28 protein-coding genes and 1 pseudogene are annotated in these 23469 nt (G+C 62.5%); 9 read left to right on the top strand and 20 right to left on the bottom strand.

Annotated elements, in window-relative coordinates; all coding sequences use genetic code 11:
- Positions 1–69: 69 nt before the first annotated feature.
- Both FHS84_RS04315 and FHS84_RS04320 read right to left on the bottom strand, forming a co-directional pair.
- Entirely contained in the window at positions 70–606 is a 537-nt protein-coding gene (locus FHS84_RS04315) for a CcdC protein domain-containing protein (RefSeq protein ID WP_166930784.1), read from the bottom strand.
- A gap of 49 nt (positions 607–655) precedes the next feature.
- Positions 656–1111 carry a DUF3574 domain-containing protein gene (locus tag FHS84_RS04320; RefSeq protein ID WP_166930786.1) on the bottom strand — a complete coding sequence of 152 codons (456 nt, stop codon included), beginning with the start codon at positions 1109–1111 and terminating at the stop codon, positions 656–658.
- A gap of 161 nt (positions 1112–1272) precedes the next feature.
- On the opposite strand from FHS84_RS04320, the gene sciP reads away from it, so the two are divergent.
- Positions 1273–1548 (top strand): CtrA inhibitor SciP, encoded by a 276-nt coding sequence (sciP, locus tag FHS84_RS04325; RefSeq protein ID WP_166930788.1) that lies wholly within the window; start codon positions 1273–1275, stop codon positions 1546–1548.
- A gap of 3 nt (positions 1549–1551) precedes the next feature.
- Here the strand turns inward: sciP and FHS84_RS04330 are convergent, their stop codons facing one another.
- On the bottom strand, positions 1552–2406 hold the full coding sequence (locus tag FHS84_RS04330; protein ID WP_208393689.1) for a slipin family protein: 855 nt from the start codon (positions 2404–2406) through the stop codon (positions 1552–1554).
- Between the two features lie 94 nt (positions 2407–2500).
- Positions 2501–2995, bottom strand: coding sequence for a 2-amino-4-hydroxy-6-hydroxymethyldihydropteridine diphosphokinase (gene folK / locus FHS84_RS04335; protein WP_166930790.1), 495 nt, complete (start codon positions 2993–2995; stop codon positions 2501–2503).
- Positions 2996–3094: 99 nt separating this feature from the next.
- Here folK and FHS84_RS04340 point away from each other — a divergent pair, with 99 nt between their 5' ends.
- The 4 genes from FHS84_RS04340 (at position 3095) to FHS84_RS04355 (ending at position 6786) form a co-directional block, all read left to right on the top strand.
- Positions 3095–3664, top strand: coding sequence for a LabA-like NYN domain-containing protein (locus tag FHS84_RS04340; RefSeq protein WP_166930792.1), 570 nt, complete (start codon positions 3095–3097; stop codon positions 3662–3664).
- A gap of 96 nt (positions 3665–3760) precedes the next feature.
- The gene (locus FHS84_RS04345; RefSeq protein ID WP_208393690.1) at positions 3761–4393 is read left to right on the top strand and encodes a uracil-DNA glycosylase; all 633 of its coding nucleotides are present in this window, start codon (positions 3761–3763) and stop codon (positions 4391–4393) included.
- Positions 4393–5331, top strand: a complete 939-nt coding sequence (locus FHS84_RS04350) for a homocysteine S-methyltransferase family protein (RefSeq protein ID WP_166930796.1) — start codon at positions 4393–4395, stop codon at positions 5329–5331. Before FHS84_RS04345 ends, FHS84_RS04350 begins: the two co-directional genes overlap by 1 nt.
- Before the next feature lie 69 nt (positions 5332–5400).
- The gene (locus tag FHS84_RS04355; RefSeq protein ID WP_166930798.1) at positions 5401–6786 is read left to right on the top strand and encodes a tyrosine phenol-lyase; all 1386 of its coding nucleotides are present in this window, start codon (positions 5401–5403) and stop codon (positions 6784–6786) included.
- Between the two features lie 55 nt (positions 6787–6841).
- Here the strand turns inward: FHS84_RS04355 and FHS84_RS04360 are convergent, their stop codons facing one another.
- The 7 genes from FHS84_RS04360 to dapA form a co-directional block, all read right to left on the bottom strand.
- Positions 6842–7480 (bottom strand): DUF799 domain-containing protein, encoded by a 639-nt coding sequence (locus FHS84_RS04360; protein ID WP_166930800.1) that lies wholly within the window; start codon positions 7478–7480, stop codon positions 6842–6844.
- Between the two features lie 2 nt (positions 7481–7482).
- The gene (locus tag FHS84_RS04365) at positions 7483–7845 is read right to left on the bottom strand and encodes a DUF4810 domain-containing protein (RefSeq protein WP_208393691.1); all 363 of its coding nucleotides are present in this window, start codon (positions 7843–7845) and stop codon (positions 7483–7485) included.
- A 2-nt stretch (positions 7846–7847) separates the two neighbouring features.
- Entirely contained in the window at positions 7848–8522 is a 675-nt protein-coding gene (locus tag FHS84_RS04370; protein ID WP_425061552.1) for a CsgG/HfaB family protein, read from the bottom strand.
- Between the two features lie 87 nt (positions 8523–8609).
- The gene (locus tag FHS84_RS04375) at positions 8610–8987 is read right to left on the bottom strand and encodes a carboxymuconolactone decarboxylase family protein (RefSeq protein ID WP_166930804.1); all 378 of its coding nucleotides are present in this window, start codon (positions 8985–8987) and stop codon (positions 8610–8612) included.
- Between the two features lie 86 nt (positions 8988–9073).
- Positions 9074–9745 carry a sulfite oxidase-like oxidoreductase gene (locus FHS84_RS04380; protein ID WP_166930806.1) on the bottom strand — a complete coding sequence of 224 codons (672 nt, stop codon included), beginning with the start codon at positions 9743–9745 and terminating at the stop codon, positions 9074–9076.
- Positions 9746–9787: 42 nt separating this feature from the next.
- The gene (gene smpB / locus FHS84_RS04385) at positions 9788–10264 is read right to left on the bottom strand and encodes an SsrA-binding protein SmpB (RefSeq protein WP_166930808.1); all 477 of its coding nucleotides are present in this window, start codon (positions 10262–10264) and stop codon (positions 9788–9790) included.
- Between the two features lie 63 nt (positions 10265–10327).
- Positions 10328–11224, bottom strand: coding sequence for a 4-hydroxy-tetrahydrodipicolinate synthase (dapA, locus tag FHS84_RS04390; RefSeq protein ID WP_166930810.1), 897 nt, complete (start codon positions 11222–11224; stop codon positions 10328–10330).
- Positions 11225–11382: 158 nt separating this feature from the next.
- On the opposite strand from dapA, the gene FHS84_RS04395 reads away from it, so the two are divergent.
- Entirely contained in the window at positions 11383–13551 is a 2169-nt protein-coding gene (locus FHS84_RS04395; RefSeq protein ID WP_166930812.1) for a lytic transglycosylase domain-containing protein, read from the top strand.
- 2 nt (positions 13552–13553) lie between these two features.
- Here the strand turns inward: FHS84_RS04395 and FHS84_RS04400 are convergent, their stop codons facing one another.
- The 9 genes and pseudogenes from FHS84_RS04400 to FHS84_RS04440 form a co-directional block, all read right to left on the bottom strand.
- On the bottom strand, positions 13554–13826 hold the full coding sequence (locus tag FHS84_RS04400) for an SEL1-like repeat protein (RefSeq protein WP_166930814.1): 273 nt from the start codon (positions 13824–13826) through the stop codon (positions 13554–13556).
- A gap of 139 nt (positions 13827–13965) precedes the next feature.
- Positions 13966–14844 carry a hypothetical protein gene (locus tag FHS84_RS04405; protein WP_166930816.1) on the bottom strand — a complete coding sequence of 293 codons (879 nt, stop codon included), beginning with the start codon at positions 14842–14844 and terminating at the stop codon, positions 13966–13968.
- A gap of 482 nt (positions 14845–15326) precedes the next feature.
- Complete coding sequence (gene gatB / locus FHS84_RS04410) at positions 15327–16802, bottom strand: Asp-tRNA(Asn)/Glu-tRNA(Gln) amidotransferase subunit GatB (RefSeq protein ID WP_425061554.1); 1476 nt, start codon at positions 16800–16802, stop codon at positions 15327–15329.
- On the bottom strand, positions 16796–17191 hold the full coding sequence (locus FHS84_RS04415) for a RidA family protein (RefSeq protein ID WP_208393693.1): 396 nt from the start codon (positions 17189–17191) through the stop codon (positions 16796–16798). The genes gatB and FHS84_RS04415 overlap by 7 nt, the downstream gene beginning before the upstream one ends.
- Positions 17191–18672, bottom strand: coding sequence for an Asp-tRNA(Asn)/Glu-tRNA(Gln) amidotransferase subunit GatA (gatA, locus tag FHS84_RS04420; protein WP_166930820.1), 1482 nt, complete (start codon positions 18670–18672; stop codon positions 17191–17193). The genes FHS84_RS04415 and gatA overlap by 1 nt, the downstream gene beginning before the upstream one ends.
- Positions 18669–19139, bottom strand: coding sequence for a GNAT family N-acetyltransferase (locus FHS84_RS22335; RefSeq protein ID WP_166931836.1), 471 nt, complete (start codon positions 19137–19139; stop codon positions 18669–18671). The genes gatA and FHS84_RS22335 overlap by 4 nt, the downstream gene beginning before the upstream one ends.
- A gap of 69 nt (positions 19140–19208) precedes the next feature.
- Positions 19209–19550, bottom strand: a pseudogene (locus FHS84_RS22340) (GNAT family N-acetyltransferase); the annotation flags it as partial.
- 45 nt (positions 19551–19595) lie between these two features.
- Positions 19596–19883, bottom strand: coding sequence for an Asp-tRNA(Asn)/Glu-tRNA(Gln) amidotransferase subunit GatC (gatC, locus tag FHS84_RS04435; RefSeq protein WP_166930823.1), 288 nt, complete (start codon positions 19881–19883; stop codon positions 19596–19598).
- Positions 19884–20079: 196 nt separating this feature from the next.
- The gene (locus FHS84_RS04440) at positions 20080–20631 is read right to left on the bottom strand and encodes a hypothetical protein (protein WP_166930825.1); all 552 of its coding nucleotides are present in this window, start codon (positions 20629–20631) and stop codon (positions 20080–20082) included.
- 67 nt (positions 20632–20698) lie between these two features.
- Between FHS84_RS04440 and ruvX the strand changes: the two genes are divergently transcribed.
- The 3 genes from ruvX to FHS84_RS04455 are packed head-to-tail and all read left to right on the top strand — an operon-like array spanning position 20699 to position 23264.
- Positions 20699–21166, top strand: coding sequence for a Holliday junction resolvase RuvX (ruvX, locus tag FHS84_RS04445; RefSeq protein WP_166930827.1), 468 nt, complete (start codon positions 20699–20701; stop codon positions 21164–21166).
- Between the two features lie 18 nt (positions 21167–21184).
- The gene (locus FHS84_RS04450; RefSeq protein ID WP_166930829.1) at positions 21185–22492 is read left to right on the top strand and encodes an MFS transporter; all 1308 of its coding nucleotides are present in this window, start codon (positions 21185–21187) and stop codon (positions 22490–22492) included.
- 7 nt (positions 22493–22499) lie between these two features.
- Entirely contained in the window at positions 22500–23264 is a 765-nt protein-coding gene (locus FHS84_RS04455) for a YdcF family protein (RefSeq protein ID WP_166930831.1), read from the top strand.
- Positions 23265–23469 lie beyond the last annotated feature (205 nt).

The following is a 23469-nucleotide window of genomic DNA, read 5'->3' on the forward strand; positions in this document are numbered from 1 at the left end:
CTTTCTCGATCCTGCGGTTTTCAGGGAGGTCGGGGAACCTATAGGAAACGTGCGACGGGGACAAGTGCCTTATCCGGCCACAGAATCGGGCAATTTTGAGGCACCTCCCAATAACGCCTTCGCCCGCCGCCAGATCTCCCAAGCCTGGGCCGCCACTAGGCCGAGGGCGAACAAAAGCGCGGCATCGGTATAAGTGAGCACGCTCGAAGACGGATGCTCGAAGGGCCCCGGCGGCTGCCCACCCTCCACGACCAGCCGGACGATGTAGCGAGAGGCGAAAATCGCCAAAAACAGCGCGATGCCGACCGGCGACATCTTCGAAATGATGGCTCCAGTCGCCGGATCGAGAGTCAGCTGCTGATGGCGGGCCGACAGATAGCCCAGACCGACGCCCGCGGCCGCGCACAACACGAAGATCGCCAGCGACAACGGTGTGATCGGCGCCGGATGGATGAAGGCGAGCAGCGCGAACAGGGCGAGCATTGCGGGCCGCACCCAAAGCCGGTTCGGCTTCAGCGGACGGCCTTGGCTCTGCTTGCGCATCCGCCAGAACACCAGGCCCATCACCAGAACCGGCATCAGATAAGGCATGAATTGCTTGACCATTGGAATCCCACGTCTGTGTCCGGCGCAGCCGCCGATGTCCTAACTCGCCTTACATTTTGGGGAAGACATCCGGCAATGCCGGTCCGAAGCCGCCACATCCGGGTGTCTCGAACAAAAGAACCGATTCCTGGTGAAACCGGATTTGGTAGGCGCGCCGAATTTCGTCTAGGCGGGAGTGGTCGCGGGCAAGACCCGGCAACACAATCAGCAACAGCTTGGAGCCCTCCTTCAGGCTTTCTCTGCCCCCTTGCCAGTGGCCCGTCGCGTCCAACTCGGTGAAGCCAGCGGGAAAGCGCGGCGCCACTTCTTCATCGACAAAACGCTGCCAATCCGTGTCGCTCACGGTTTTGCCCTCTGAAATGGAGCGGCCGAAGAACAGCTCGGCGGAGGACATCGGTTTCAGCCCCGCCGGGCAAGTCCGATCGTTAACGCCTGCGCAGCCGGCGAGGAAGGCAGCGAAGAACAATACCGTCCCGCTCCACCCCAAGCGCTCGAAATTCCTCATTCCCCTACAGCCCCTTAGCCCGTTTACCCGTCGTTTACCCTAAAGGTTTCCAAGTCCCAAAAAGGTCCCAGCGAAATTTACCGCTCGTTAAAACACTTACGCCAGTTTGTCACATGCCTGCTGCGACAGATTCTCATTTTCGCTGTAGTGTGGAGGACAGGATGGACAGATTTCTCAGTGATCAGATGGTACTACCCGGCCCGATCACCCTCGCCGATCTCCCCCCGCGGGATACCGTACGTTGGGTCAGCCGCCGCAAGGCGGCCGTGGTCGCCGCGGTCCAGGCCGGGGTCATCAGCCTGCCCGACGCCTGTGCCCGTTATGCCCTCTCGGTCGAGGAATTCCTGTCGTGGCAGCGCACGGTCGAGCGCCACGGCGTTCCGGGCCTCAGGATCACGCACGCCCAGGACTACCGCCAGCCGGGACGGGAGCGGTGAACCTTAGTTCCCTTCCGTCTTCGGCGGCAGTGGTTTGGGAGCCGCCATGGTGCCGATCGCTTTGGCGGCTTCGACAAACTCGCTCGGCATCATCACCACGGTCATGGTGTTCTGCTCGGCGCCGATTTCGGTCAGCATCTGCATGCGGCGCAATTCCAGCGAGGCCGGCGTACGCATGATTTCGTGACCGGCTTCCTGCAATAGCTTGGCCGCCTCGAATTCGGCTGAGGCCTTGATGATGCGGGCCCGTTTCTCGCGTTGCGCTTCGGCTTCCTGGGCCATTGCGCGCTGCATCGACTGCGGGATTTCGATGTTTTTCATCTCGACGTTCTGCACTTCGACACCCCAGGCCTCGGTCACCTGATCGACGCGCGTCTTGATCAATTCGGCCATCTTCTCGCGTTCGCGCAAGACATCGTCGAGCGGATGGGCGCCGATCACATTGCGCAAGGTGGTGAGCGCCACCTGGATGACGGCGTCGCGCACGTCCTGCACTTCGATCACCGCCAGATTGGGTTTGACGATGCGGTACCAGATCACCGCGTTGACCTGGATCGGGACGCTGTCGCGCGTCATCGCTTCTTGCTTCTCGACACCGTCGGTGAGGACGCGAATGTCGACTTTACGAGCGTATTCGATGCCGAAGGGGATGATCCAGAACAGGCCCGGCCCCGACGTGCGCTTGTAAGCACCGAAGCGGAACACCAGCGCGCGCTCGTATTGCTGCGCGATGCGGAATCCCGAAACGATGATGAAACAGAAAATGCCGAAGCCGATCCAGAACGACGGCATCATCAGAATGCGCGGCAAGCCGTTGTCGCCAGGCGCCAAAAACGCCTGATAAAACGCCTGAAACATGCGCACTTCCCCCCAACCCTACCCCAGGCCCATTAAAGCACGTCGGACCGCACCGCGAAATCGCAATGCACCGGGATCGAAACAGGGTTTAGTCTCAGGCGGTTGTCTTGAGGACTGCCGCCACATCGGCCTCCGGCAAGGCGGTCAGCAAGGCGGCGACGGTCTTGCCCGACACCGGATGCACCCATCCCGGCGCCACGTCGGCCAGGGGCTTCAGGACGAAGGCGCGGGTGGCGGCGCGCGGATGCGGCAGCACGGGGGGGCCCTCTTCCACCCGACCATCATAATCGATCAGGTCGAGGTCGAGCGTACGGGGTGCGTTGGGGTGGGTCCGTTCGCGGCCGAACTCCGCTTCGATCGCATGCAGGGCCGCCAACAATCCCGAAGGACCGAGCGGCGTTTGTACCAGCGCAATGCCGTTCACGTAGGGCGGCTCGGATGGGTCCGGCCAAGCGGGCGAACTGTAGAACGGCGAAACTTTCAGCACGCGTATGCGTTGGGCCGCCATGGCACCCAGCGACGAAGCAATCGTGATCGCCGGCGGCCCGGCGGCGGAGCTGAGATTGGCACCCAGAGCAATCAAGATCATGTCAGTCACCGCTTGCGCCGGTCAGGCGTTGCGCTAGAACAATGGCCAGCCGCGGGGGGATTTGCCCGGCCGGTCTTAGGATATTTATCGGAGGTCATTATGCTCTTCTACCCGCAAGAGAAGCTGGCGTTGTTTATTGACGGTGCCAATCTGTACGGCGCCGCCAAGGGACTGCAATTCGATATCGACTATAAGCGCCTTTTGGAACTTTTCGCGCGCAAAGGCGTGCTTGTCCGCGCCTTCTATTACACCGCGGTTGCTGAGGACCAGGAGTTCTCGCCGCTCCGGCCGCTGGTCGACTGGCTCGATTACAACGGTTTTTCGGTGGTCACCAAGCCGCTGAAAGAATTCACCGACGCCCAAGGCCGACGCCGCGTCAAGGGCAACATGGACATCGAGCTTGCCATCGACGTGATGGAAATGAGCGATCAGGTCGATCACATCGTGATCTTCTCCGGCGACGGCGATTTCCGGCGCCTTGTGGAAGCGGCCCAGCGCAAGGGGCGCCGGGTCAGCGTGGTATCGACCATCCGCACCCAGCCGCCGATGGTGTCGGACGATCTGCGCCGGCAGGCCGACAACTTCATCGAACTCGAAGAACTCAAGCCGATGATCATGCGCGAAGGCGGCCAGCGCACGCCGCACTCCCCGACCGAAACGTCGCCATAGCCGCTCCGGCCGAACAATTCCGGTTTGAATCAACCGCAACAGAACTGCGCCAAATCGTGGAAGCGCATGCCTCCACATTTGGCGTATAAGACGTCCATGATCCCGGAACCGCCGCACGACTGTCGCCTGTGTCCGCGTCTTGCCGCCTTTCGCGACGAGAACGCGAACGAGTATCCCGATTTCTTCAACGGGCCCGTGCCCACGTTCGGCGCGGCCGACGCGCGGCTTCTCGTTGTCGGACTTGCCCCCGGCCTCAAGGGCGCCAACCGGACCGGTCGGCCGTTCACCGGCGATTGGGCCGGCGATCTTTTGTACAAAATGCTGCTGAAGCACGGGCTGGCGAACGGCCATTACGACGAACGTCCCGACGACGGACTGAAGCTTTGCGGCTGTACCATCACCAATGCCGTGCGCTGCGTGCCGCCCGAGAACAAGCCGTTGCCGTTCGAGATCAAGGCCTGCCGCCGTTTCCTGTCGGCGCAGATTTCGGCGATGCCGAATTTGCGGGCGATCCTGGCACTCGGCAAAGTGGCCCACGACAGCGTCTGCGATACGTTGGGCGTGCGCAAATCGCAGTATCCGTTCAAGCACGGCGCTGCCTACAAGCTCGATACGGTAACGCTGGTCTCGAGCTATCACTGCTCGCGCTACAACACCAATACCGGCGTACTCACCGAAGCGATGTTCGATGCGGTGGTGAAACAGGCCAAGAAGGCGGCCATGAGCTGATGGATTTCGTCCAATCCATTGCAGCCCGTCGTGTCATGCTGGCCGAAGGCTCGGTCTACGAACGGCTGCGCCGCCATCCCGGCATCACGTTTCATCCGTCGATGCGCCACGGCGTGCTGGTCTACGATCCGGCCGGACGCAAGGCGGAAGCCGAAGTCCATGCGAGTTACATCGCAGCAGCGCGCGCAACCGGATTGCCGCTGATCCTGCTCAGCGATACGTGGCGCGCCAATGCGGAGAACATCGCGGCATCGGCCTATGCCGACCGGCCGGTCAATCAGGACAACATCGCGTTGCTCAAAGCGCTACGCGACGACAGCGGCCATGAAATTTTCATCGGCGGGCAATCGGGATGCCGCGGCGATGCCTATCGTCCCGAGGAAGCGCTCGACGCCGATGCGGCCTATGCCTTCCATCGGCCGCAGATGCAGGCGCTGGCCGAAGCAAAACCCGACTTCCTGTTCGCCGCTACACTGCCCGCTTTCCGCGAAGCCCGCGGCATCGCGCGCGCTCAGGCTGAGACCGGGTTGCCCTATCTGTTGAGCTTCGTATTGCGTCCGGCGGGCACTCTGCTCGACGGCACGCCGTGGGCCGACGCGATCAAGGCGCTCGACAACACCGCGACGCCGCCGCTCGGGTACGCGGTCAACTGCGTACATCCAAAGGTTCTGGCGCAAGCGCTGTCGGTTTTGGAAAAACATGCGCCGGATCTGCTCAAGCGTGTGGTTTTCTTCCAAGCCAACACGTCGCCGCTCTCGCCGGAAGAACTCGCCGCCGCCACCGATCTTCTGACCGAAGCGCCGGACACACTGGCGGCGCAGATTTGTGCCCTGCAAAGGCGCTACGCCCTGCCCGTCACCGGCGGCTGCTGCGGCACCGACGAGCGCCACATCGCCGCGCTCGGCCGGGGGCTCGCAAAATCAGCAGCCCAGGGCTGAGGTTTCGGCCAGTTTTCCTAACGGAAAGGCGGTGTATCGTCCCCGCCGTTCAAACAGAGGAAACCCAAAATGGGCCGGGATTCGAAGCGTTCGTGGGCAGAGCCGTGGAAGGTCAAGGTCGTCGAGCCGATCAAGATGACGACGATCGAGGAGCGCCGGCGCGCACTGAAAGAAGCGGGTTACAACACATTCCTGCTGCGCTCCGAGGACGTCTACATCGACCTCCTCACCGACAGCGGCACCAACGCGATGAGCGACTGGCAATGGGCCGGCATGATGATGGGCGACGAGGCCTATGCCGGCAGCCGCAACTTCTACAATCTCGAAAGCACGATCCGCGAATACTACGGCTTCCGCCACATCGTGCCGACCCATCAGGGCCGCGGCGCCGAGCACCTGCTTTCGCAGATCATGATCAAGCCGGGCGACGTCGTGCCGGGCAACATGTACTTCACCACCACGCGCCTGCATCAGGAACTGGCCGGCGCCACGTTTGTCGATGTCATCGTCGATGAGGCGCACAATCCCGCCGACGAAAGCCTGTTCAAGGGCAATGTCGACCTGAACAAGATGGAAGACCTGATTGCCAAGGTCGGCGCCAAGAAGATTCCGTATGTCTGCCTCGCCGCGACCGTGAACATGGCCGGCGGTCAGCCGGTGTCGATGGCCAACGCCCGCGCCCTGCGCGATCTCACGGCCAAGCACGGCATCAAGATCATGATGGATGCGACGCGCGCGGTCGAGAATGCCTATTTCATCCAGCAACGCGAAGCGGGCTACGCTAACAAGAGCGTGCGCGAAATCCTGAAGGAGTTCTGCTCCTACACCGACGGCTGCACGATGAGCGGCAAGAAGGACCCGCTGGTCAATATCGGCGGCTGGCTGGCGATCAACGACGAGACCATTTTCGAGGAAGCACGCAATCTGGTCGTGGTCTACGAAGGCCTGCATACCTATGGCGGCATGGCCGGGCGCGACATGGAAGCGATGGCGCGCGGCATCGTGGAGTCGGTGCAGGACGACCACATGCGCGCCCGCGTCGGACAGGTGGAATATCTCGGCAACAAGCTGATCGACGCCGACGTTCCGATCGTCCGGCCGATCGGCGGACACGCGGTCTATCTCGACGCCCGCGCCTTCTATCCGCAACTGACGCAGGACCAGTTCCCCGCCCAGACGCTGGCGGCGGCGCTGTACGAGGATTCCGGCGTGCGTGCGATGGAACGCGGCATCGTCTCGGCGGGCCGCGATCCCAAGACCGGCAAGCACCACTATCCCAAACTGGAGCTGGTGCGCCTCACCATCCCACGCCGGGTCTATACCCAGGCGCACATGGACGTGACGGCCGAAAGCGTGATCGAGGTCTACGAGAATCGGAAGAAGGCGACCGGCCTCAAGATGATCTACGAACCGAAATACCTGCGCTTCTTCCAGGCGCGGTTCGAGGTGCTCTAAAAAACAGGGCCTCCGGCAACACCGGAGGCCCTTTTTCTAGTCCCGGAAAGCCGGACTATTTCTTAGGCGCATACGGTCCATCCAAAAGGCCCGTATTCGGATCGGCGACAAGCTGATAATTGGCCGTGCGCGAAACGGTGTGCGCATAGTCGGTCGTCGAGTTGAGGACCTGATCGAGTGCCGTGGCGATGAGATCGGCGATGATGTTGCCGGACCCGCCACTGGAGCTCTGCTCAACAAGGGATGCCCCCGTCCAGATCGTCTGACCGCTCTTCACGTCCACAAGCTTGGCCGTGACGTTGACGCGCGTGGTGCTCGCGATGACCTGATACTTCGAGCCGTAGTCCTTCAGATCGAGATACAGCACGGCATCGGCGCCGATGATGTCGCGGATCTTCTCGAGGGGAACCTGATGCATTTCTCCCGCCGTCGGCAGGCCGTTTTCCTTCATGTACTGATCGACGACCGACACCGGGAACACGTAGTAGCCTTTTTCCGCGATCGGCATCGTTGCGGTCGACAGGAAGCCATAGGTTCCTCCGACTTCGGTGCTTTCGTTGATCGGCGGCAGCACCAGGATCGACCGCGGCGGATGGGCCCGGAACTCGGTGTAATCCACGCTCCGCTTGGAGGCGCAGCCGGAAAGCCCCACTGCGGCCAGGCAGACCGCAAGCACGAGAATATGCTTTTTCATGGTCATTTCCTCGCCATGTTGGCTATCAGCCGGTCCATCAACACGGTGGATTCCGGAAACAGCTGCTTCTCGGTTTCAAACTGCACTTTCGCCTGATCGGCACTGCCCTGCTGGGCGTAGAGATAGCCGAGCTGAGCATGGAAGCCGGGAGGCAAAGGCCTGCCCTCCTTCTGAGCCTTCTGCGCGTCGCCCTGCAGAATCTGAATCTGCTTGTCCAGCGCGACCGCACCGGGCTTGGCGTAATTGGCGTAGACGAGTTCCTCGTAATTGCCCCAGTAGTACTTGGTCGGGGTGCCGCAACCGGCGAGGACGAGCGCGGCAAGCGGCAATGCTGCCGCAAGCATTTTCAAGTTCAAGTTTTTCATGGTCAGGGCTGCCAGCGGCCTTGGTCAACGCCTTCGACGAGGCGGTTGACGGCTTCACGGATTGCGAGATCGAGGACTTTGCCGTTCAGCGTCGAGTCGTAGCCCATCGTGGACCCGAACCCGAGCACTTCGCGTTCGCCGAGAACGTATTCGCCGGCGCCGCGCGTCGAGAACACCACCTCGGACGTCGTCACGTCGACGACCTTCAGATCGACCACGGAATACGCGGTCTGCTTCTTGCCGTGCCCCAAGATGCCGAACATCTGGGTATCGCCGGTTTCCTTGCGGCCGAACTCGGCCACTTCGCCCGTGATGATGTAGCGGGCACCCTTGAGCTTCACCTGCTGCCCAAGCAAAGCCGCCTCGTTCGCCATCTCGGCCATATTGGCGCGATCGAGCACCCGGAAGCGCCCGGTCTGCTGCAGATGTGTAACCAGAATGCCTTTGGCCTGATCGCCAAGGCGATCGGTCGCGTCGGAGAATACGCCACGCATGTAGGTCGAGCGGTTCGAGAACTGCCCCACCGTGATGACGCCCTTTTCTCCCTGATAGTTCGTACCGGCCGCGTTAACCGTTCCCGGAACAATGGCGCGATGCGTCTCCCCCGCCAGCGTCGGGCACAAACCCAGCGCCAGCATCGTTGCTATGCCTAAGCAACACAATAACCGCTTTTTCACGATACCCCCTTACGCAAGTACAATTGGGAAGGGTATGTCGCGTATTCCGCTAGGTCAATTGGTCATAACAACCAGAACGGCGGCACCTCAGCCTTTTGCGGCCGGGTTCGCGCCGTTTTTCGCAACGTATTGGTCGTACGCTTCCACCGCCTGGGCGGCATACATCACGCTCGGACCGGCGCCCATGTAGATCGCCATCCCGACGGCTTCCATGATCTCCTCGCGCGTCGCGCCATGCTTGCGCGCCGACTCGGCGTGGAACGTGATGCAAGGATCGCAACGGACTGCGACGGCGATGCCAAGCGCGACGAGTTCCTTGGTCTTGGTGTCGAGGGCCTTGGGCGCGGTGGCGGCTTGCGCCATGGCGGAAAACGCCTTCATCACATCCGGCGTGCCGTCGGCGGCGCGCAACTGCTTGGTCAGCCCGACCATCTCGGTCGCGATATTGGGCCAGTCTTTATACATGGGATATCTCCTAGCAGGGCTCGGGATGTATATTAGAACTAGCTAATATATTTCAAGCCCGCCGGGATGTCGCACCACGGGAGCGGTTACGAATACCGCTCCTCTTTCCAGGGATCGCCTTCGTTATGGTAGCCGCGGACCTCCCAAAAACCGGGGCGGTCTTCGGCCGAAATCTCGATCCGCGTCACCCATTTTGGGCTTTTCCAGAAGTACCAGTCGGGAATGACCACCCGTACCGGGCCGCCATGCTCGCGCGGGATCGGCTTGCCCTCCCACGAATGGGCCAGCAGCACATTGTCTTCGGCGAACGCCGGCAGTTTCACGTTGGTCGTATAGCCGTCGTACGCAGTGAACAGAACGTAGCGCGCTTCGGGCTTCGGTTTTACCAGATCAAGCAGCGTCTTCGCCGATACGCCGCGCCAATGATTTTCGTAACGGCTCCATTGGGTGACACAGTGGATGTCGGAGACGAACTCCTCCTGCGGCAGCGCCATGAATTCCGGCAGCGTCCAGTGCATCGGATTTTCGACGAGCCCGCCGATCTGCAGGCGCCAGTTCTCCGGCTTCACGTCCGGCTGAACGCCAAGATCGAGCACCGGCCAGTTCTTCACTTCCTTCTGCCCCGGCGGCAGGCGATTGACGTGGCCAAGATCAGGCCGGCCGGTGATCAGACGCTTGTCCGACGCCCATTGCTCTTTGGAGCGGACGAGCTTGTCTTTGATTCCTTTCAGGAAATCGCCGGGATCTTGGTCTGCCATAGAAACATTCTAAGCGGGCAGACATAAGATAGCGAGCGGAACCTACCCCTTTGCTCGCATGATCCGGGCCTTGTCGCGAGCCCAGTCGCGCTGCTTTTCGGTCTCGCGCTTGTCGTGCAGTTTCTTGCCCTTGGCGATGCCGATTTCCAGCTTAGCGATACCGCGCGGCGTGAAATAGAGCTTCAGCGGGATCAGGGTCATGCCTTCACGCTGGATGGCGGCGGAGAGTTTCCGCACCTGGGTCTTGTGGACCAGCAGCTTGCGGATGCGCTTGGGCTCGTGGCCGAAGCGGTTGGCTTGGGTGTATTCCGGGATATTGGCGTTGATCAGGAAGATCTCGCCGTCCTTGGCCTGGGCATAGGACTCCGCAATCGTCGAGCGGCCGTTACGCAGCGACTTCACTTCCGATCCGGTCAGCACAATGCCTGCCTCAAAGGTATCTTCGATGGCAAAGGCAAAGCGGGCCTTGCGGTTATCGGCGACGATCTTGCGGTCGTCGTCTGGATTCTTCTTGGCCACGGGGCGGCTCCTGATGACACCGTCATTATATAGGGAGGCGGCGCGCCGGAACAAACCCCGGTGTTACTCCGCCGTAACGCCCACGAGTTCCATCGCGGCGCGGACCTTGGCGCGGGCGGTTTCGGTGGCGGCCATCATCGGCAGGCGCACTTCGTCGGAGCACAGGCCGAGGACGGAGGCGGCGTACTTCACCGGCGCCGGGCTCGGTTCGCAGAACATGGCGTCGTGCAACGGCATCAGCTTGGTCTGCAGCTTGAGGGCGTCGTCCCAACGCTTCTCGGCACAGGCCTTCTGGAACTCCGCGCACAGTTTCGGCGCGACGTTGGCGGTCACCGAAATGACGCCCTGAGCCCCCTGCGCCATATAGGCAAGCGCGGTGCCGTCTTCGCCGGAAAGCTGGACCCAATCGGGACCGCAGGCGGTGCGCTCGCGCAGCACGCGGGCGAGATTGGCGGTGGCATCCTTGACGCCGATGATGTTCGGAATCTTGGACAGGCGCGCCATGGTATCGACGTCGATCCCGACGATCGCACGTGCCGGGATGTTGTAGAGGATGATCGGAATATCGACCGCTTCGGCGATCGCCGCGTAATGGCGGTAAATGCCTTCCTGCGACGGCTTGTTGTAGTAGCCGGTCACCGACAGCACCGCATCGGCGCCCATCGCCTTGGCGTGTTTGGTCAGCGAGATCGCTTCCGCCGTCGAATTCGAACCGGCACCGGCGATCACCGGCACGCGGCCGTCGGTCTCTTCGAGGCAGATGTCGATCACCCGCATATGTTCTTCGTGGCTGAGGGTCGGCGACTCTCCGGTCGTGCCGCAGGGAACCAGGCCGCTCGAGCCTTGCGCGATCTGCCAACGGACCAGCTTGCGGAACGCGGCTTCGTCGACGGCGCCGTCTTTCATCGGCGTAATCAGCGCAGGGATGGAGCCTTTGAAGCTCTTGGGCGTAAACGGCATCGGGGCGACCTCGTAAATATGGGCGCAAAATAGCGCTTGTCCCCGCAAGGGCAAGGCATTTGCCGCGGCGAAAACGCGACACTCCACACATTACGATTGTAGTGTGCTCCCCCGCGACATTAAGGTCGCCCGTTCGCGCAATTCTGGGACTGATGACAATGCCTGCCCGTGCCCTGCCCGTTTTGGCCATCCTCCTCTTGGGGGGCGCCGCGGCGGGACCGCTGCCCGCTGGGGTGGAACGCCAGGGCAACGTCATCACCATGCGGCCGATCGGCGACGATATGACGGTCTCGGATGCGGAATCCGGATTGCGCGCCGGCACCGTCAAGGTTCTTTCCGCCGCCGATCACGACCTGTTTACCCGCGCCTTCGAGGCGGCGAACCGCGGCGACTGGACGACGGCGCTCTCCCTGGCCCAACAGGGACGCAATCCGATCGCCAAGGCGCTGGTGCAGTGGCGCTATGTCCAGGACAAAAATGCCAAGGCGCCTTTTGCGGAAATCGACGCCTTCGTGAAGGCCAGTCCCGACTGGCCACGGCGTAACATCATTCTGGTCCGTGCCGAAGAAGCGATGGACCCTGCAACGCCGCCGGCGTCGGTGATTACGTGGTTCGCGGGCCGCAATCCGATCAGCGCCATCGGCATGATCCGGCTCGGTGACGCGCTGATCGCAACCGGCAAAACCGAATGGGGCAAGAAACTCGTCCGCGACGGCTGGGCCGCAGGCACGTTCGAATTGCCGGAGGAACTCGCCATCGTCCAGAAGGACGGCGCCTATCTCACGCCCGACGTCGACAAGCGCCGGCTCGACAATCTGCTATGGAGCGACCAGATCTCCGCGGCCCGCCGCGAGATGGCGCGCGTCGACGACGATACCCAGCGCCTTGCCAATGCCCGCATCGCGGTAAAGACCGATCCGCGCCGCGCCGGCAAAGCGCTGTCGGAGCTTTCCGTCGATCTCGCCGGCAACGGCGCCCTTCTGTTCGACCGCGCCCGCGCCGCCCGCAAGAACAGCGATTTCGACGTCGCCGCCGAGCTTCTGACACGCCCGGCCGTGCGGGACCTGTTCAAGTCGCGGCCGTCGCCGGTATGGGCGGAGACCCACATCGTGGCGCGCGAAATGCTGAAGGAGAACAAGACGGCGCTGGCCTACAAGCTGGTGGCCGACACCGGCGTCACCAGCGGCAGTGAGTTCTCGGATTCCGAATTTCTCGCCGGTTGGATCGCATTGCGACGCCTCAACGACGCGGCCAGCGCCATGCCGCATTTCAAGCGGCTGACCAACGGCGTGTCGCGACCGATCAGCCGGGCGCGCGGCTATTACTGGACCGGCCGGACCTACGAGGTGCTCGGCGACGACGAGAATGCCTACAAGGCTTACAAACTGGCGTCCGAGGCGCCGGAGACGTTCTACGGCCAGCTGGCGCTGACCCGGATCGATCCCTCGCCGACGCTGCGGCTCTCCACCGCTAAAGTGGACGCGTTGTCTTCGGCCGCCGCCTTCAACAACGACGATCTGGTCAAGGCGATGCGCGTGCTGGCCGATCTCGGCGCCCAGGACCTCTTGCGCGCCTTCGCCATGCGCTACCTCGAGCTTCACCCCGGCCCGGCGCAAGGCAAGCAGCTGGCCGCCATGCTGACCGAGATGGGATTTCGCGACGTGGCCCTGCGCGTCGCCAAGGCGCTCGGCTATGACGGCGTGAACTTTCCCGTTTACGCCTATCCGGTGATTACCGTGCCCGAATACAAGGGGCCGCCGCCGGTGCCGGAACAGGCCCTCGTCCACGCCATCATCCGCCAGGAAACCGAGTTCGATCCGCAAAGCGTCAGCCGCGCCGACGCCCGCGGGATCATGCAGCTCACACCCGCCGCGGCGCGCACCAACGCAAAGCGGGCCGGCCTGCCCTACCGGCCCAACGCACTGACCACCGACGTGACCTACAACATGCAACTCGGCATGACCGAGTTCTCGTCGTACCTCGCCAACTGGGGAAATTCGGTGATCGTGGCGGCCGCGGCCTACAATGCCGGCGAAACCAACGCCAAGCGCTGGATCCAGACCTTCGGCGATCCCCGAAGCCCGGCCACCGATCCGATCGACTGGATCGAGAGCATCACCTATGGCGAAACCCGGAATTACGTGCAGCGGATCGTCGAGAACCTCGAGGTCTACCGGGCCCGTCTGGGCGGCCGCGATACGCCGTTGCGTATCCTGAACGACCTGTACGCCAACCCGCCGCAGCAGAAGGTGCTGACACCACCCGCCCCACCGCCTCCGCCGGTGCCGACGAAGAAGCCGAAAGACCGGCGGACGACGTCAAACTGAGTTCAGTGGAACATGCTCAGCCATTCGCGGGCGAGGCGCTGGGCTTCGGCGATCTGCGCCGGCAGCATCTCGCTCGCCACCTGGGCGCGCCAGCTCTTCGCCGCATCCACGCCCCGCATGGCCGCGAGGTTGAACCATTTATGGGCGGCGATGAAATCCACGCCCACCCCGTTCCCAGTCGAGTAGGCCAGACCGAGATTGTAAAGTGCTTCGGCCCGCCCCCGCTTGGCGTCCGTTTCGTATTGCGTCAGCGAATCCACATCTACACAGGCCATCGCCGTAAGATCCCCGAAATGTTTCCCCGGTTGAGTTGGAACAACCCCTCCCGCGGACGGAGATCGTGTGGCAGAGAAACTAAGGCGCGGTTAACGTGAATCCGCCTTAATGGTTTATATCCGTTAGGGATTTTACGGATCAGTGCAGCAGATCGACCAGCGCCTGGGCCTGTTGTTGGACCGCCGTGTAGGTCTTCTGTGCCGGCAGATGCTGGGCGAAACAAGCGCGATAGTCGCGATCGGCCTGCTCTTCCAACTGCTGGTGCGTGTCGAAGGCCTTCGGGTCCTTCGCTTTCGCGGCCTGATACTCCTTCAGCGCCTTCTCGGATTTGGCGAGGGTCTGGTCCAAGGCTTTCTTGCACATCTCCGGTTTGTCGAAGGTCACGGTCAGCTTCTGGCGGGCGATGAACACGCGGTCGCCACGCATAACGGCGGCCAGCATCGCGGAAGGTGCTTCATCCTTCGCGGGGACCTGTGCAACGGCGGCAATCTGCGCGATGGCAAGATCCGCACCGAGCGGCGCCTTCACCAGGACCATGCCGGTAAGCTGCGTCGCGGCGTCGGGGCACGACGAATAGGTCCAGAAGTTCCCTGCCCGGAATACCCTTGGGATCGAGACCGGCATTTTGTCGGTGCCGTACTCCGCGTTGTGACGGATGAGCCAGCGCAGCAGCAGCGTCCGGCTGGTGACGATCACCGAGGTATCGCCGGCGCTATACTCCAGACCGTCGAGGGCGCTAAAGCCGAGGTCGTTGTCGTCGAGGCAATTGAGGTTGACCTCGCCCGTCGATGGAAATCCGGGGGCCGACCATGCCGGGACCGCGGCCCGCAGCAGCCGTTCGACGTCGTTGCGCGCCGCGTCAGCCTTCTTGTCGCCCTCGGCCGCGTCCTTGAACGCGGCGATGTAGTGGTCGCGCGCGGATATATAAGTGTCGACCGGCGACGAAGGCGCCGGATCGGCGGCCGGTGCAGCGGAAAAAATCAGGAAAAAACAAAGGAGTGATGGGGTGATGCGCATGGCGAGCCCCCTAAAACGGGCTGGCCGCGACACCCGTTTGACACCTCAGTGTCAGATGGCTGCCGCGGCCTTTGCCTTAGTCATCGGTTTCTCCCGAGGGATCCACCGTGAACTATCCGCGTTTATCGCGCGGTGAATGACGTCGAAGGCTTATTTCTTCGCCTTCTTCTTCGTCGTCTTCTTCACCTTCTTCTTCGCGACTTTCTTAGCGGCCTTCTTCTTGGCAACTTTTGGCATGAGAAGTGACTCCTCTTACGTGTCGTCCGGGTTGGGCGACTCTGCCGCCCCCCAAAACGCCAACAATATGAGTGGGTTGAGGTTAAGAATGCAATACCTCCCCTTGGCGGAAAAAAGTCCGTCAAGGCCCAAATGCAAAAAAGCCGCAATTTACCGATATTAAATGCACTTCATCCGCGCACGGACGAAATCCCGCACTTTTGCAGCTTGACGCCCCTCGAGGGATGTTCTTGTACGAATCACCCCTAATCGGGCAGTCCGAGTCGTGCTTTGATGAGTGCGTTGACGGTCCCCGGATTGGCTTTTCCACCCGTCGCCTTCATCACCTGACCGACAAACCAACCGGCCATCGCAGGCTTCAGCTTCGCCGCTTCCACCTTGTCGGGGTTCGCAGCGATCACCGCATCGACCGCTTTCTCGATCGCACCGGTATCCGTCACCTGCTTGAGGCCGCGCGTCTCAACGATCGCGCGCGGATCGCCGCCTTCGGCCCACACGATGTCGAGAACATCCTTGGCGATCTTCCCCGAGATGATGTTCTCGCCGACCATCTTGATGATCTCGGCGTTCGCCGCCGCGCTCACCGGACCTTCCGTGACCGACAGTCCCGCCTTGTTCAAGCGGCCAAAATACTCATTGTTCAACCAGTTAGCGGCCGACTTTGCATCAACGCCGGCGGCCAGCATGGCCTCGAAGTATTCCGCCGTTTCTTTTTCGGCGACCAGCACCAGGGCGTCGTAGGCGTTGAGGCCCATTGCCATGAAGCGGTCCTTCTTGGCGTCCGGCAGTTCCGGTAGCGACGCGGCGATCTCGTCCACCCAGCTCTGCTCGAACTCGAGCGGCAACAGATCGGGATCGGGGAAGTACCTATAGTCGTGCGCCTCTTCCTTGGAGCGCATCGGCCGGGTCTCGCCCGTCTTGGTGTCGAACAGCAACGTCTGCTGCGCGATGGTGCCGCCGGATTCCAGCACGTCGATCTGGCGGCGGCTCTCGTACTCGATCGCCTGCACGATGAAGCGCATCGAGTTCATGTTCTTGATTTCACAACGGGTATTGAACGGCGTGCCGGGCTTGCGAACCGACACGTTGACGTCGGCGCGCATGGAGCCCTCCTCCATGTTGCCGTCGCAGGTGCCGAGATAGCGCACGATGGCCCGGAGCTTCCGGAGAAACAGCGACGCCTCTTCCGCGGACCGCATGTCCGGCTTGGTGACGATCTCCATCAGGGCGATGCCGGCCCGGTTGAGGTCGACGAAGGAGTGATCGGGGTGCTGATCGTGGATCGATTTGCCGGCGTCCTGCTCAAGATGCAGGCGTTCGATGCCGACGCGGGCGACTTCACCACCGGGAAGGTCGATCAAGACCTCGCCTTCGCCGACGATCGGGTTCTTGTACTGCGAAATCTGATAGCCGGCGGGCAGATCGGCGTAGAAATAATTTTTACGGTCGAAAACGCTTCGCAGGTTGATCTGCGCCTTGAGGCCGAGACCGGTACGCACCGCCTGCTCGACACAAAACTTGTTGATAACCGGCAACATCCCCGGCATCGCCGCATCGACGAAGCTGACCTGACTGTTCGGATCGGCGCCGAACGCGGTGGCCGCGCCGGAAAACAGTTTGGCGTTGGACAGGACCTGGCAATGAACTTCCAGACCGACAACGACTTCCCAGCCGCCGGTGGTCCCCTGGATCAGCTTCGCGGCGCGTTCGGTGCTCATGATTTATCGCTCTCGACATAGGCATCCACTTCGATCTCGACCAGCCAATCGGGGTCGATGAAGCGGCTGACCTGGACAAAACAGGTGGCAGGACGGATCTCGCCGAACACTTCGCCGTGGACTTGGCCGACCGCTTTCCAGTCGTCGGCGTGCCGCAGCATGATGCGGGTGCGCACCACGTCCTCGAACGAGGAGCCCAGTTCGGTCAGCGCCTCGCCGATGATCTCGAAGATGCGGCGGGCCTGCTTGGCGGGATCGCCGACACCGTAGGTCTTGCCGTCGGCGCCGATGGCGGCTGTTCCGGAAATGGTGATGTGCGATCCGACCCGGACCGCCCGCGAAAATCCCAATGCTTTTTCGAACTTCGAACCGCTGGAAACGAGTTTGCGCATCAGCCCCTCCACCATTTTTCAGGTTTGGCTTTGAATTCGGCCGCGATTTCGAGCGCACGGCCGGCGCGGAACAAGGTGGCTTCGTCGAACGCCTTACCGATGAGCTGCAGCCCGAGCGGCAGTCCGGCATCGTTGACGCCCGCCGGGACGACCAGGCTCGGCAGTCCGGCGAGGTTCACCGTCACGGTGAACACGTCATAGAGGTACATGGTGATCGGGTCGGCCACTTTTTCGCCGATGGCGAAGGCAGGCGCCGGGGTGGCGGGCGTGAGGATCACGTCGCACTTCTTGTAAGCCTCGGTGAAATCGCGGGCGATCAGGGCGCGGACCTTCTGGGCGCGCAGGTAATAGGCGTCGTAGTAGCCGGCCGACAGCACATAGGTGCCGATCAGGATGCGGCGGCGCACTTCGGCGCCGAAGCCTTCGCCGCGGGAGCGTTCGTAAAGGTCGATCAGATCCTTGGGGTCGGCGGCGCGGTGGCCGTAGCGCACGCCATCATAGCGCGCGAGGTTGGAGGAGCACTCCGCCGGAGCAATGATATAATAAGTGGGGAGCGCGTACTTGGTGTGCGGCAGGGAGATGTCGACAATCTCGGCGCCCTGCGCCTTCAACCATTCAACGCCCTTTTCCCAGATCGCGGTGATCTCGGGGGCCGTGCCCTCCAGCCGGTATTCCTTCGGAATGCCGATGCGCAGACCCTTCACGCCGCCTTCGAGCCCGGCTTCGTAGTCCGGCACGGGGATATCAACGCTGGTGGAATCCTTGGGGTCTACCGAGGCCATCGCCTTCAGCATGATGGCGCAGTCGCGCACCGTCGAGCTGATCGGTCCGGCCTGATCCAGCGACGAGGCAAACGCCACAATGCCGTAACGCGAGCAGCGGCCGTAGGTCGGCTTGATGCCGGTCGTGCCGGTGACCGCCGCCGGGGTGCGGATCGATCCGCCGGTATCCGATGCGGTGGCACCCAAAGCGAGCCGCGCGGCAACGGCGCACGACGAGCCGCCCGACGAACCGCCGGGCACGAGCTGGGCGGTCGAACCCTTGGCGCGCCACGGGCTTATGACCGGGCCAAAGGCGCTGGTCTCGTTCGACGAGCCCATGGCGAACTCATCGCAGGAGAGCTTGCCCAGCATCACGGCGCCGTTGTCCCACAGGTTCTGGGAGACGGTGGATTCGTACTGCGGCACGTAATCGGCGATGATCTTCGAGGCCGCCGTCGTCTTGACGCCCTTGGTGCAATAAAGGTCCTTGATGCCGACCGGCAGGCCTTCCATCGGACGGGCCTCGCCCGCCGCGATGCGCTTGTCGGAGGCGTCGGCCATGGCGAGCGCGATCTCGGGCGTCTCGGTGATATAGGCGTTGAGCACCCGCGCCTCTTCCATCGCCTTGAGGAAGCCTTGCGTCAGCTCGCGCGAAGAAACCTTCTTGGACGCGATCGCATCGCGGGCCTCCGCCAATGTGAGTTCGGTGAGATCGCTCATGCCGGCGTCCTCTCAAGTTCTTTTTCATAGAAAACCGACCAGTGCACATCGGGATAATCGAGCACCGGACCGCAACGCCGGAACCCGGCGCGTTCGTAAATTCTCCAGGCGGCGGGATGACGGTCGCCCGTCTCCAGCACCAGCTTGGTCAAACCTTCCTGCTTGGCCAGGGCAATGATCCGGTCGAGCACCTGCCCGCCGATGCCCCGGCCTTGATAGGCGGGGTTGGTCCACATCCGCTTGACCTCGCCGATGCCATCGGCATGCCGCTTCAACGCTCCGCAGCCAATTGCCTTACCGCCGTCGCGGACGACGAACACCGTCGTGTCGGGCCGCGCCATCTGCTCCACGGTCAGATGATGGCAGCCTTCCGGCGGGGTCAGCGACAGAAGATAGTCGTTGAGGTCGGCGATCAGCGCCCGCACCTCGTCCTGCAGCGGGCTTTCGACGGCAATCGCGAGCGGCACCCGCTCGATCTTCTTTTCGTAGAAAACGGACCACGCCACGTCGGGGTAATCCAGCACCGGACCGCAGCGGGTAAATCCTTCGCGCTCGTACAGGCGCCACGCCCAGGGATGATGACTGCCGGTTTCCAGCACCAGCTGGGTGAGCCCTTCGCGCCGCGCCAGCGCTTCGATCGCGCGGACGATCCGGCCGGCGATGCCTTTGCCCTGGTATTCCGGCAGGGTGAACATGCGCTTCAACTCGCCGATGCCGCCGGGATGGCGACGCATGGCGCCACACGCCACCGCCTTGCCATCGACACGGGCGACAAACACCGCCGCATCCGTCTTGGCCAGCTCCTCGGCCGACATGAAATAGCCCTCGTCCTCGATCGAGCGCAGATAGGCATCGAGCGCCGCGATCAACGCGCGCACGTCCTCTGAAAGCGCATCTTCGAGGGCGATTGAGACCTGCAAGTCCTACTCCACCACCTTCGGCACGACGAAGAAGTGATCCTCGCCGCCGGGCGCATTGACCATCAGCGCGTCGGCGTTGTTGGGCTCGGTCACCACGTCCTCACGCATCTTGAGGTTATGGGCGACCGCGCTGGTCATCGGCTCGACGCCGCTGACGTCGACTTCCTTGAGCTGCTCGATCCAGTCGAGAATGCCGTTCAGCTCGGCCATCATCGGCTCGACGCGTTCTTCTTCGATCTTCAGCCGGGCCAGCCGGGCGATCCGCCGGACGGTATCTTTGTCTACAGACATGGCGTCAAATCCTCGAAAGCCAAACCCTCGGAAGAAGGGGCCTTCCCCTTCAATGACTTGCTATCGCGAGGGGGCAGACGTGGCAAGCCGCTTTGGCGCGATCGGCGCACCCTCCGGCGCGATCCCCGCGACAAATTGTGCGCACAAACGCCTGTCTGCCCAATAGGACGGCATAAACCGGCGAAACGGCCGCCGATCAGGGCTTGGGGCAGCCCGGAATGGGCGTGTCGTAGGTGTAGACCTCGCCGTTCAGCGGGATCGAAACCTTGCCCGGCTTGCAGGCGCCGATCGGGCCCGGTTCATACACGAACAACTTCATGCCCTTGCCCATCGGTCCTATGGCCCTGACCAGGACACTCTTGAAGCCGGCCAGGATGGTGACCACGCCCGGCGGCTGATCCTCTTCCTTGACCAGTTTGAGCGGCTTGCCGTCGGTGCCGAGCACGCCCGGTGCTTCGAGATCGACGAATCTCACGTCGATGGCCGGGTCGATCTCCGCTTTGGCGATCCCCAGGATGAAGTACTTCTCGAGGATCGGTGCCAGCGTCGGCTCGTTCATGGCCGGCGCCGCGATCCACCATAGGAATACGACGCGCTTATCCGTGGTATCGACGATCTGGGTGTACTCGGTCGCCAACGACGACGGTGTCGTATGCCAGTCCCGCGCCGATGCGGATTGCCCCAGGCCGGCGAACACCATCGCGGCCGCGAAAAGCAAAGCCTTCCCTGCGAAGCCCTTTTTGCCCATTGCCCCCCTCCCTGATATGTAATGCGACCATAGATCAGCCACCGTACTTGGGCAACGACAGCCGGATATGCCGATTATAACCGCTCTTGAGGAGTTCAAATCCGCGCTGGCGCCACGCAGCCGCCTGTTGGGGCTCGATCTCGGCGAAAAGACCATCGGCTTGGCGTTGTCGGATACGCTTCTTACCGTGGCGACGCCGATGGAAACACTGAAGCGCGGCAAGTTCTCCGTCGATGCGGCCAAACTCGACGCCATCATCGCGGCACAAGGTGTCGGCGGATTGGTGATCGGCCTGCCCCTCAACATGGACGGCACCGACGGCCCTTCGGCGCAATCCGCCCGCGCCTTTGCCCGCAACTTCGCCGCCCGCTCGCCGCTGCCTCTCGCCATGGTGGACGAACGGCTTTCCACCGCCGCGGTCACCCTCACCCTCCTCGACGCCGACCTCTCCCGCAAGCGCCGGGCGTTGGTCGTGGACAAAATGGCGGCTGCCTATATCCTGCAGGGCGCACTCGACAGACTCCGACATATATAAAGGAGTGCGGGGGAACATATGAGCGGCTCCGCCGGAGACGATCGCCTCATCAACATCCGCTGGCTGCCGCCGATTTTGCGACCGCCGGGCGGAATGACGGTCCGTCAGGAGCGCGTATTCCTCCTGGTCGGCGTGGCGATGCTGTTCGCCGGCTACGACATGAACGTGTTCGGGCTGGCGGCACCGCAGATCCAGGAAAGCCTCGGCATTCCCGAAGACAAGCTTTCGCTGACGCTGGCGTTCATTCGCCTCGCTACTATCGCCGCGCTGGTCCTGGCCTGGTCGGCCGACATGGTGGGACGGCGCCGGCTGCTGCTCGTCACCATTTTCGGACAGGCCATCGCCACCCTCGCCACCGGCTTCGTCACCAGCGCCCCGCAATTCATCCTCTGCCAGATCCTGACGCGGGTGTTCGGCTATGCCGAAGAGATGCTGTGCTACGTCGTCATCGCCGAGGAGATGGGCGCGACGGCACGCGGCTGGTCGACCGGCACGCTCGCCTCGCTCAACTATATGGGCGGCGGCATCGCTTCGGCGGTGTTCGCGGCGGTGACGCTGATGCCTTACGGCTGGCGCAGTATGTATGTGATCGGTTCGGTCCCGCTGTTCCTGGTCGCCTACATGCGCCGGCAGTTGCCCGAAACAAAGCGCTTCGAAGTCGAACAGAACGTCGAAAAGCTATCGACGCGCGTCGGCAAAGCACTCGAACAGACCCGGCGGCTGGCGCACGAACATCCGCGCCGCTTGACGGGCATACTGATCGCGGCGGGCGCGTTCGGGTTCGCGATCTGGCCCGCCGAATTCCTGTGGCCGAAATATCTGCAGAGCAATTACGGTCTGGCGCCGCACGAAGTCACCATGCTGATCATTCCGGGCGGTCTCTTGGCGGTTGCGGTGACGATTTTCGCCGGTCGTCTGAGCGACCGGATCGGCCGCCGCATCATGGCCTCGGCCGGCTGCGTGCTGTCGACCATCGGCTTCATCGGATTCTACGGCGGCTGGCATATTCCCAATATGTGGCTGAGCTGGATTCCGGCCTTCCTCGGCTTCCTGATCGCCGATGCGCTGATCGCCGGATTGTCGGCCGAACTGGTACCGACTGCCTATCGGGCGACGGTCTCCGGGCTTCGCTACCTCGTCGCAATCCTGTCGGGCGCGGTCAGTCTGGCACTGGAAGGGCCGCTCTACGATCTCCTCCACGGACACGGCCCGGCGTCGCTGGTGCTGATTTCGGTCATGCCCATCGCCATCATCGCTCTGCTCTCGCTGCCGGAGCCCGCCGGACGGGAACTCGAAGACATCGCGATGCAGCCGGACCACGCATAGGTGGATCATGTTCTACTATCTGGCTCAGACATTCTGGTTTCTCTGCGCGCCCAGCCATTTTGCCGTCTGGTTGGTGCTGGCTGCTGCAGTGTTGCTGTACCGGAACCGGGTGCGCGCCGCCCGCCGCTGCGCCATCGCCTCTGCCGCGATCCTGATCGTCGCTGGATTTACACCACTCAGCGTGTGGCTGATGCACCCGGTCGAAAATCTCTATTCCCGGTCCACACTGCCAGCGCACCTCGACGGCATTCTGATCCTGGGCGGCGGTACCGATGCCGAAATCCTGACCTCACGCGGCGCACCCAATGCCAGTTACGGTTTGGCGAGGTTGGCCGCAGCAGCCAGCATAGCCCGTCTCCACCCAGAGGCCCGCGTGGTTTTCTCTGGGGGTCCATTTCCGATCGGCCATTGGGACTCTGAAGCCGTCGCAGCGCGAAAAATTCTCATAGAATTGGGGGCACGCCCGGAGCAGATCGTTCTAGAAGCGACCTCGCGCAATACTTGGGAGAACTTCAAAAACACGAAGGCGATCGTGAAACCCAAGCAGGACCAGCGATGGGTGCTGGTCACCTCGGCTTTCCACATGCCGCGCGCAATGAAAATTGCCACCAAGTCCAACTGGCCGATGATCCCGTGGCCCTCCGACTACATGACGGCGACCAGTTCCCAATACGCGTTCAGAGAATTCCCTGAAAACCTCCAACGGACCGACTTGGCCGTCCACGAAGGCATCGGCGTCCTCGTCTACCGACTGAGCGGCAAGGCGCATTAAGCAATGCGAAGCATTGTCCGATACGCCGTTTTCGCCTTCCTGCCGGGGGCTGCCCTGATTACACCAGTTACTGCAGCACCGGATGGCAACCACGGAACGCCGTGCCTCTACACGTTACGGGATGCCCCGCCTGATGCACCGAAATTCTCCGATTGGCCCGTGAGGGCTATGACGACGACGCACCGCGTGTCGATTTCACTCCGAC

This window comes from Rhizomicrobium electricum (assembly GCF_011762045.1).
GTDB lineage: Bacteria > Pseudomonadota > Alphaproteobacteria > Micropepsales > Micropepsaceae > Rhizomicrobium > Rhizomicrobium electricum.

Coding starts and splice junctions, on each gene's coding strand:
- FHS84_RS04315 (WP_166930784.1), bottom strand. CDS start 606: ATGGTCAAGCAATTCATGCCTTATCTGATGCCGGTTCTGGTGATGGGC.
- FHS84_RS04320 (WP_166930786.1), bottom strand. CDS start 1,111: ATGAGGAATTTCGAGCGCTTGGGGTGGAGCGGGACGGTATTGTTCTTC.
- sciP (WP_166930788.1), top strand. CDS start 1,273: ATGGACAGATTTCTCAGTGATCAGATGGTACTACCCGGCCCGATCACC.
- FHS84_RS04330 (WP_208393689.1), bottom strand. CDS start 2,406: ATGTTTCAGGCGTTTTATCAGGCGTTTTTGGCGCCTGGCGACAACGGC.
- folK (WP_166930790.1), bottom strand. CDS start 2,995: ATGATCTTGATTGCTCTGGGTGCCAATCTCAGCTCCGCCGCCGGGCCG.
- FHS84_RS04340 (WP_166930792.1), top strand. CDS start 3,095: ATGCTCTTCTACCCGCAAGAGAAGCTGGCGTTGTTTATTGACGGTGCC.
- FHS84_RS04345 (WP_208393690.1), top strand. CDS start 3,761: ATGATCCCGGAACCGCCGCACGACTGTCGCCTGTGTCCGCGTCTTGCC.
- FHS84_RS04350 (WP_166930796.1), top strand. CDS start 4,393: ATGGATTTCGTCCAATCCATTGCAGCCCGTCGTGTCATGCTGGCCGAA.
- FHS84_RS04355 (WP_166930798.1), top strand. CDS start 5,401: ATGGGCCGGGATTCGAAGCGTTCGTGGGCAGAGCCGTGGAAGGTCAAG.
- FHS84_RS04360 (WP_166930800.1), bottom strand. CDS start 7,480: ATGAAAAAGCATATTCTCGTGCTTGCGGTCTGCCTGGCCGCAGTGGGG.
- FHS84_RS04365 (WP_208393691.1), bottom strand. CDS start 7,845: ATGAAAAACTTGAACTTGAAAATGCTTGCGGCAGCATTGCCGCTTGCC.
- FHS84_RS04375 (WP_166930804.1), bottom strand. CDS start 8,987: ATGTATAAAGACTGGCCCAATATCGCGACCGAGATGGTCGGGCTGACC.
- FHS84_RS04380 (WP_166930806.1), bottom strand. CDS start 9,745: ATGGCAGACCAAGATCCCGGCGATTTCCTGAAAGGAATCAAAGACAAG.
- dapA (WP_166930810.1), bottom strand. CDS start 11,224: ATGCCGTTTACGCCCAAGAGCTTCAAAGGCTCCATCCCTGCGCTGATT.
- FHS84_RS04395 (WP_166930812.1), top strand. CDS start 11,383: ATGCCTGCCCGTGCCCTGCCCGTTTTGGCCATCCTCCTCTTGGGGGGC.
- FHS84_RS04400 (WP_166930814.1), bottom strand. CDS start 13,826: ATGGCCTGTGTAGATGTGGATTCGCTGACGCAATACGAAACGGACGCC.
- FHS84_RS04405 (WP_166930816.1), bottom strand. CDS start 14,844: ATGCGCATCACCCCATCACTCCTTTGTTTTTTCCTGATTTTTTCCGCT.
- FHS84_RS04415 (WP_208393693.1), bottom strand. CDS start 17,191: ATGCGCAAACTCGTTTCCAGCGGTTCGAAGTTCGAAAAAGCATTGGGA.
- gatA (WP_166930820.1), bottom strand. CDS start 18,672: ATGAGCGATCTCACCGAACTCACATTGGCGGAGGCCCGCGATGCGATC.
- gatC (WP_166930823.1), bottom strand. CDS start 19,883: ATGTCTGTAGACAAAGATACCGTCCGGCGGATCGCCCGGCTGGCCCGG.
- FHS84_RS04440 (WP_166930825.1), bottom strand. CDS start 20,631: ATGGGCAAAAAGGGCTTCGCAGGGAAGGCTTTGCTTTTCGCGGCCGCG.
- ruvX (WP_166930827.1), top strand. CDS start 20,699: ATGCCGATTATAACCGCTCTTGAGGAGTTCAAATCCGCGCTGGCGCCA.
- FHS84_RS04450 (WP_166930829.1), top strand. CDS start 21,185: ATGAGCGGCTCCGCCGGAGACGATCGCCTCATCAACATCCGCTGGCTG.
- FHS84_RS04455 (WP_166930831.1), top strand. CDS start 22,500: ATGTTCTACTATCTGGCTCAGACATTCTGGTTTCTCTGCGCGCCCAGC.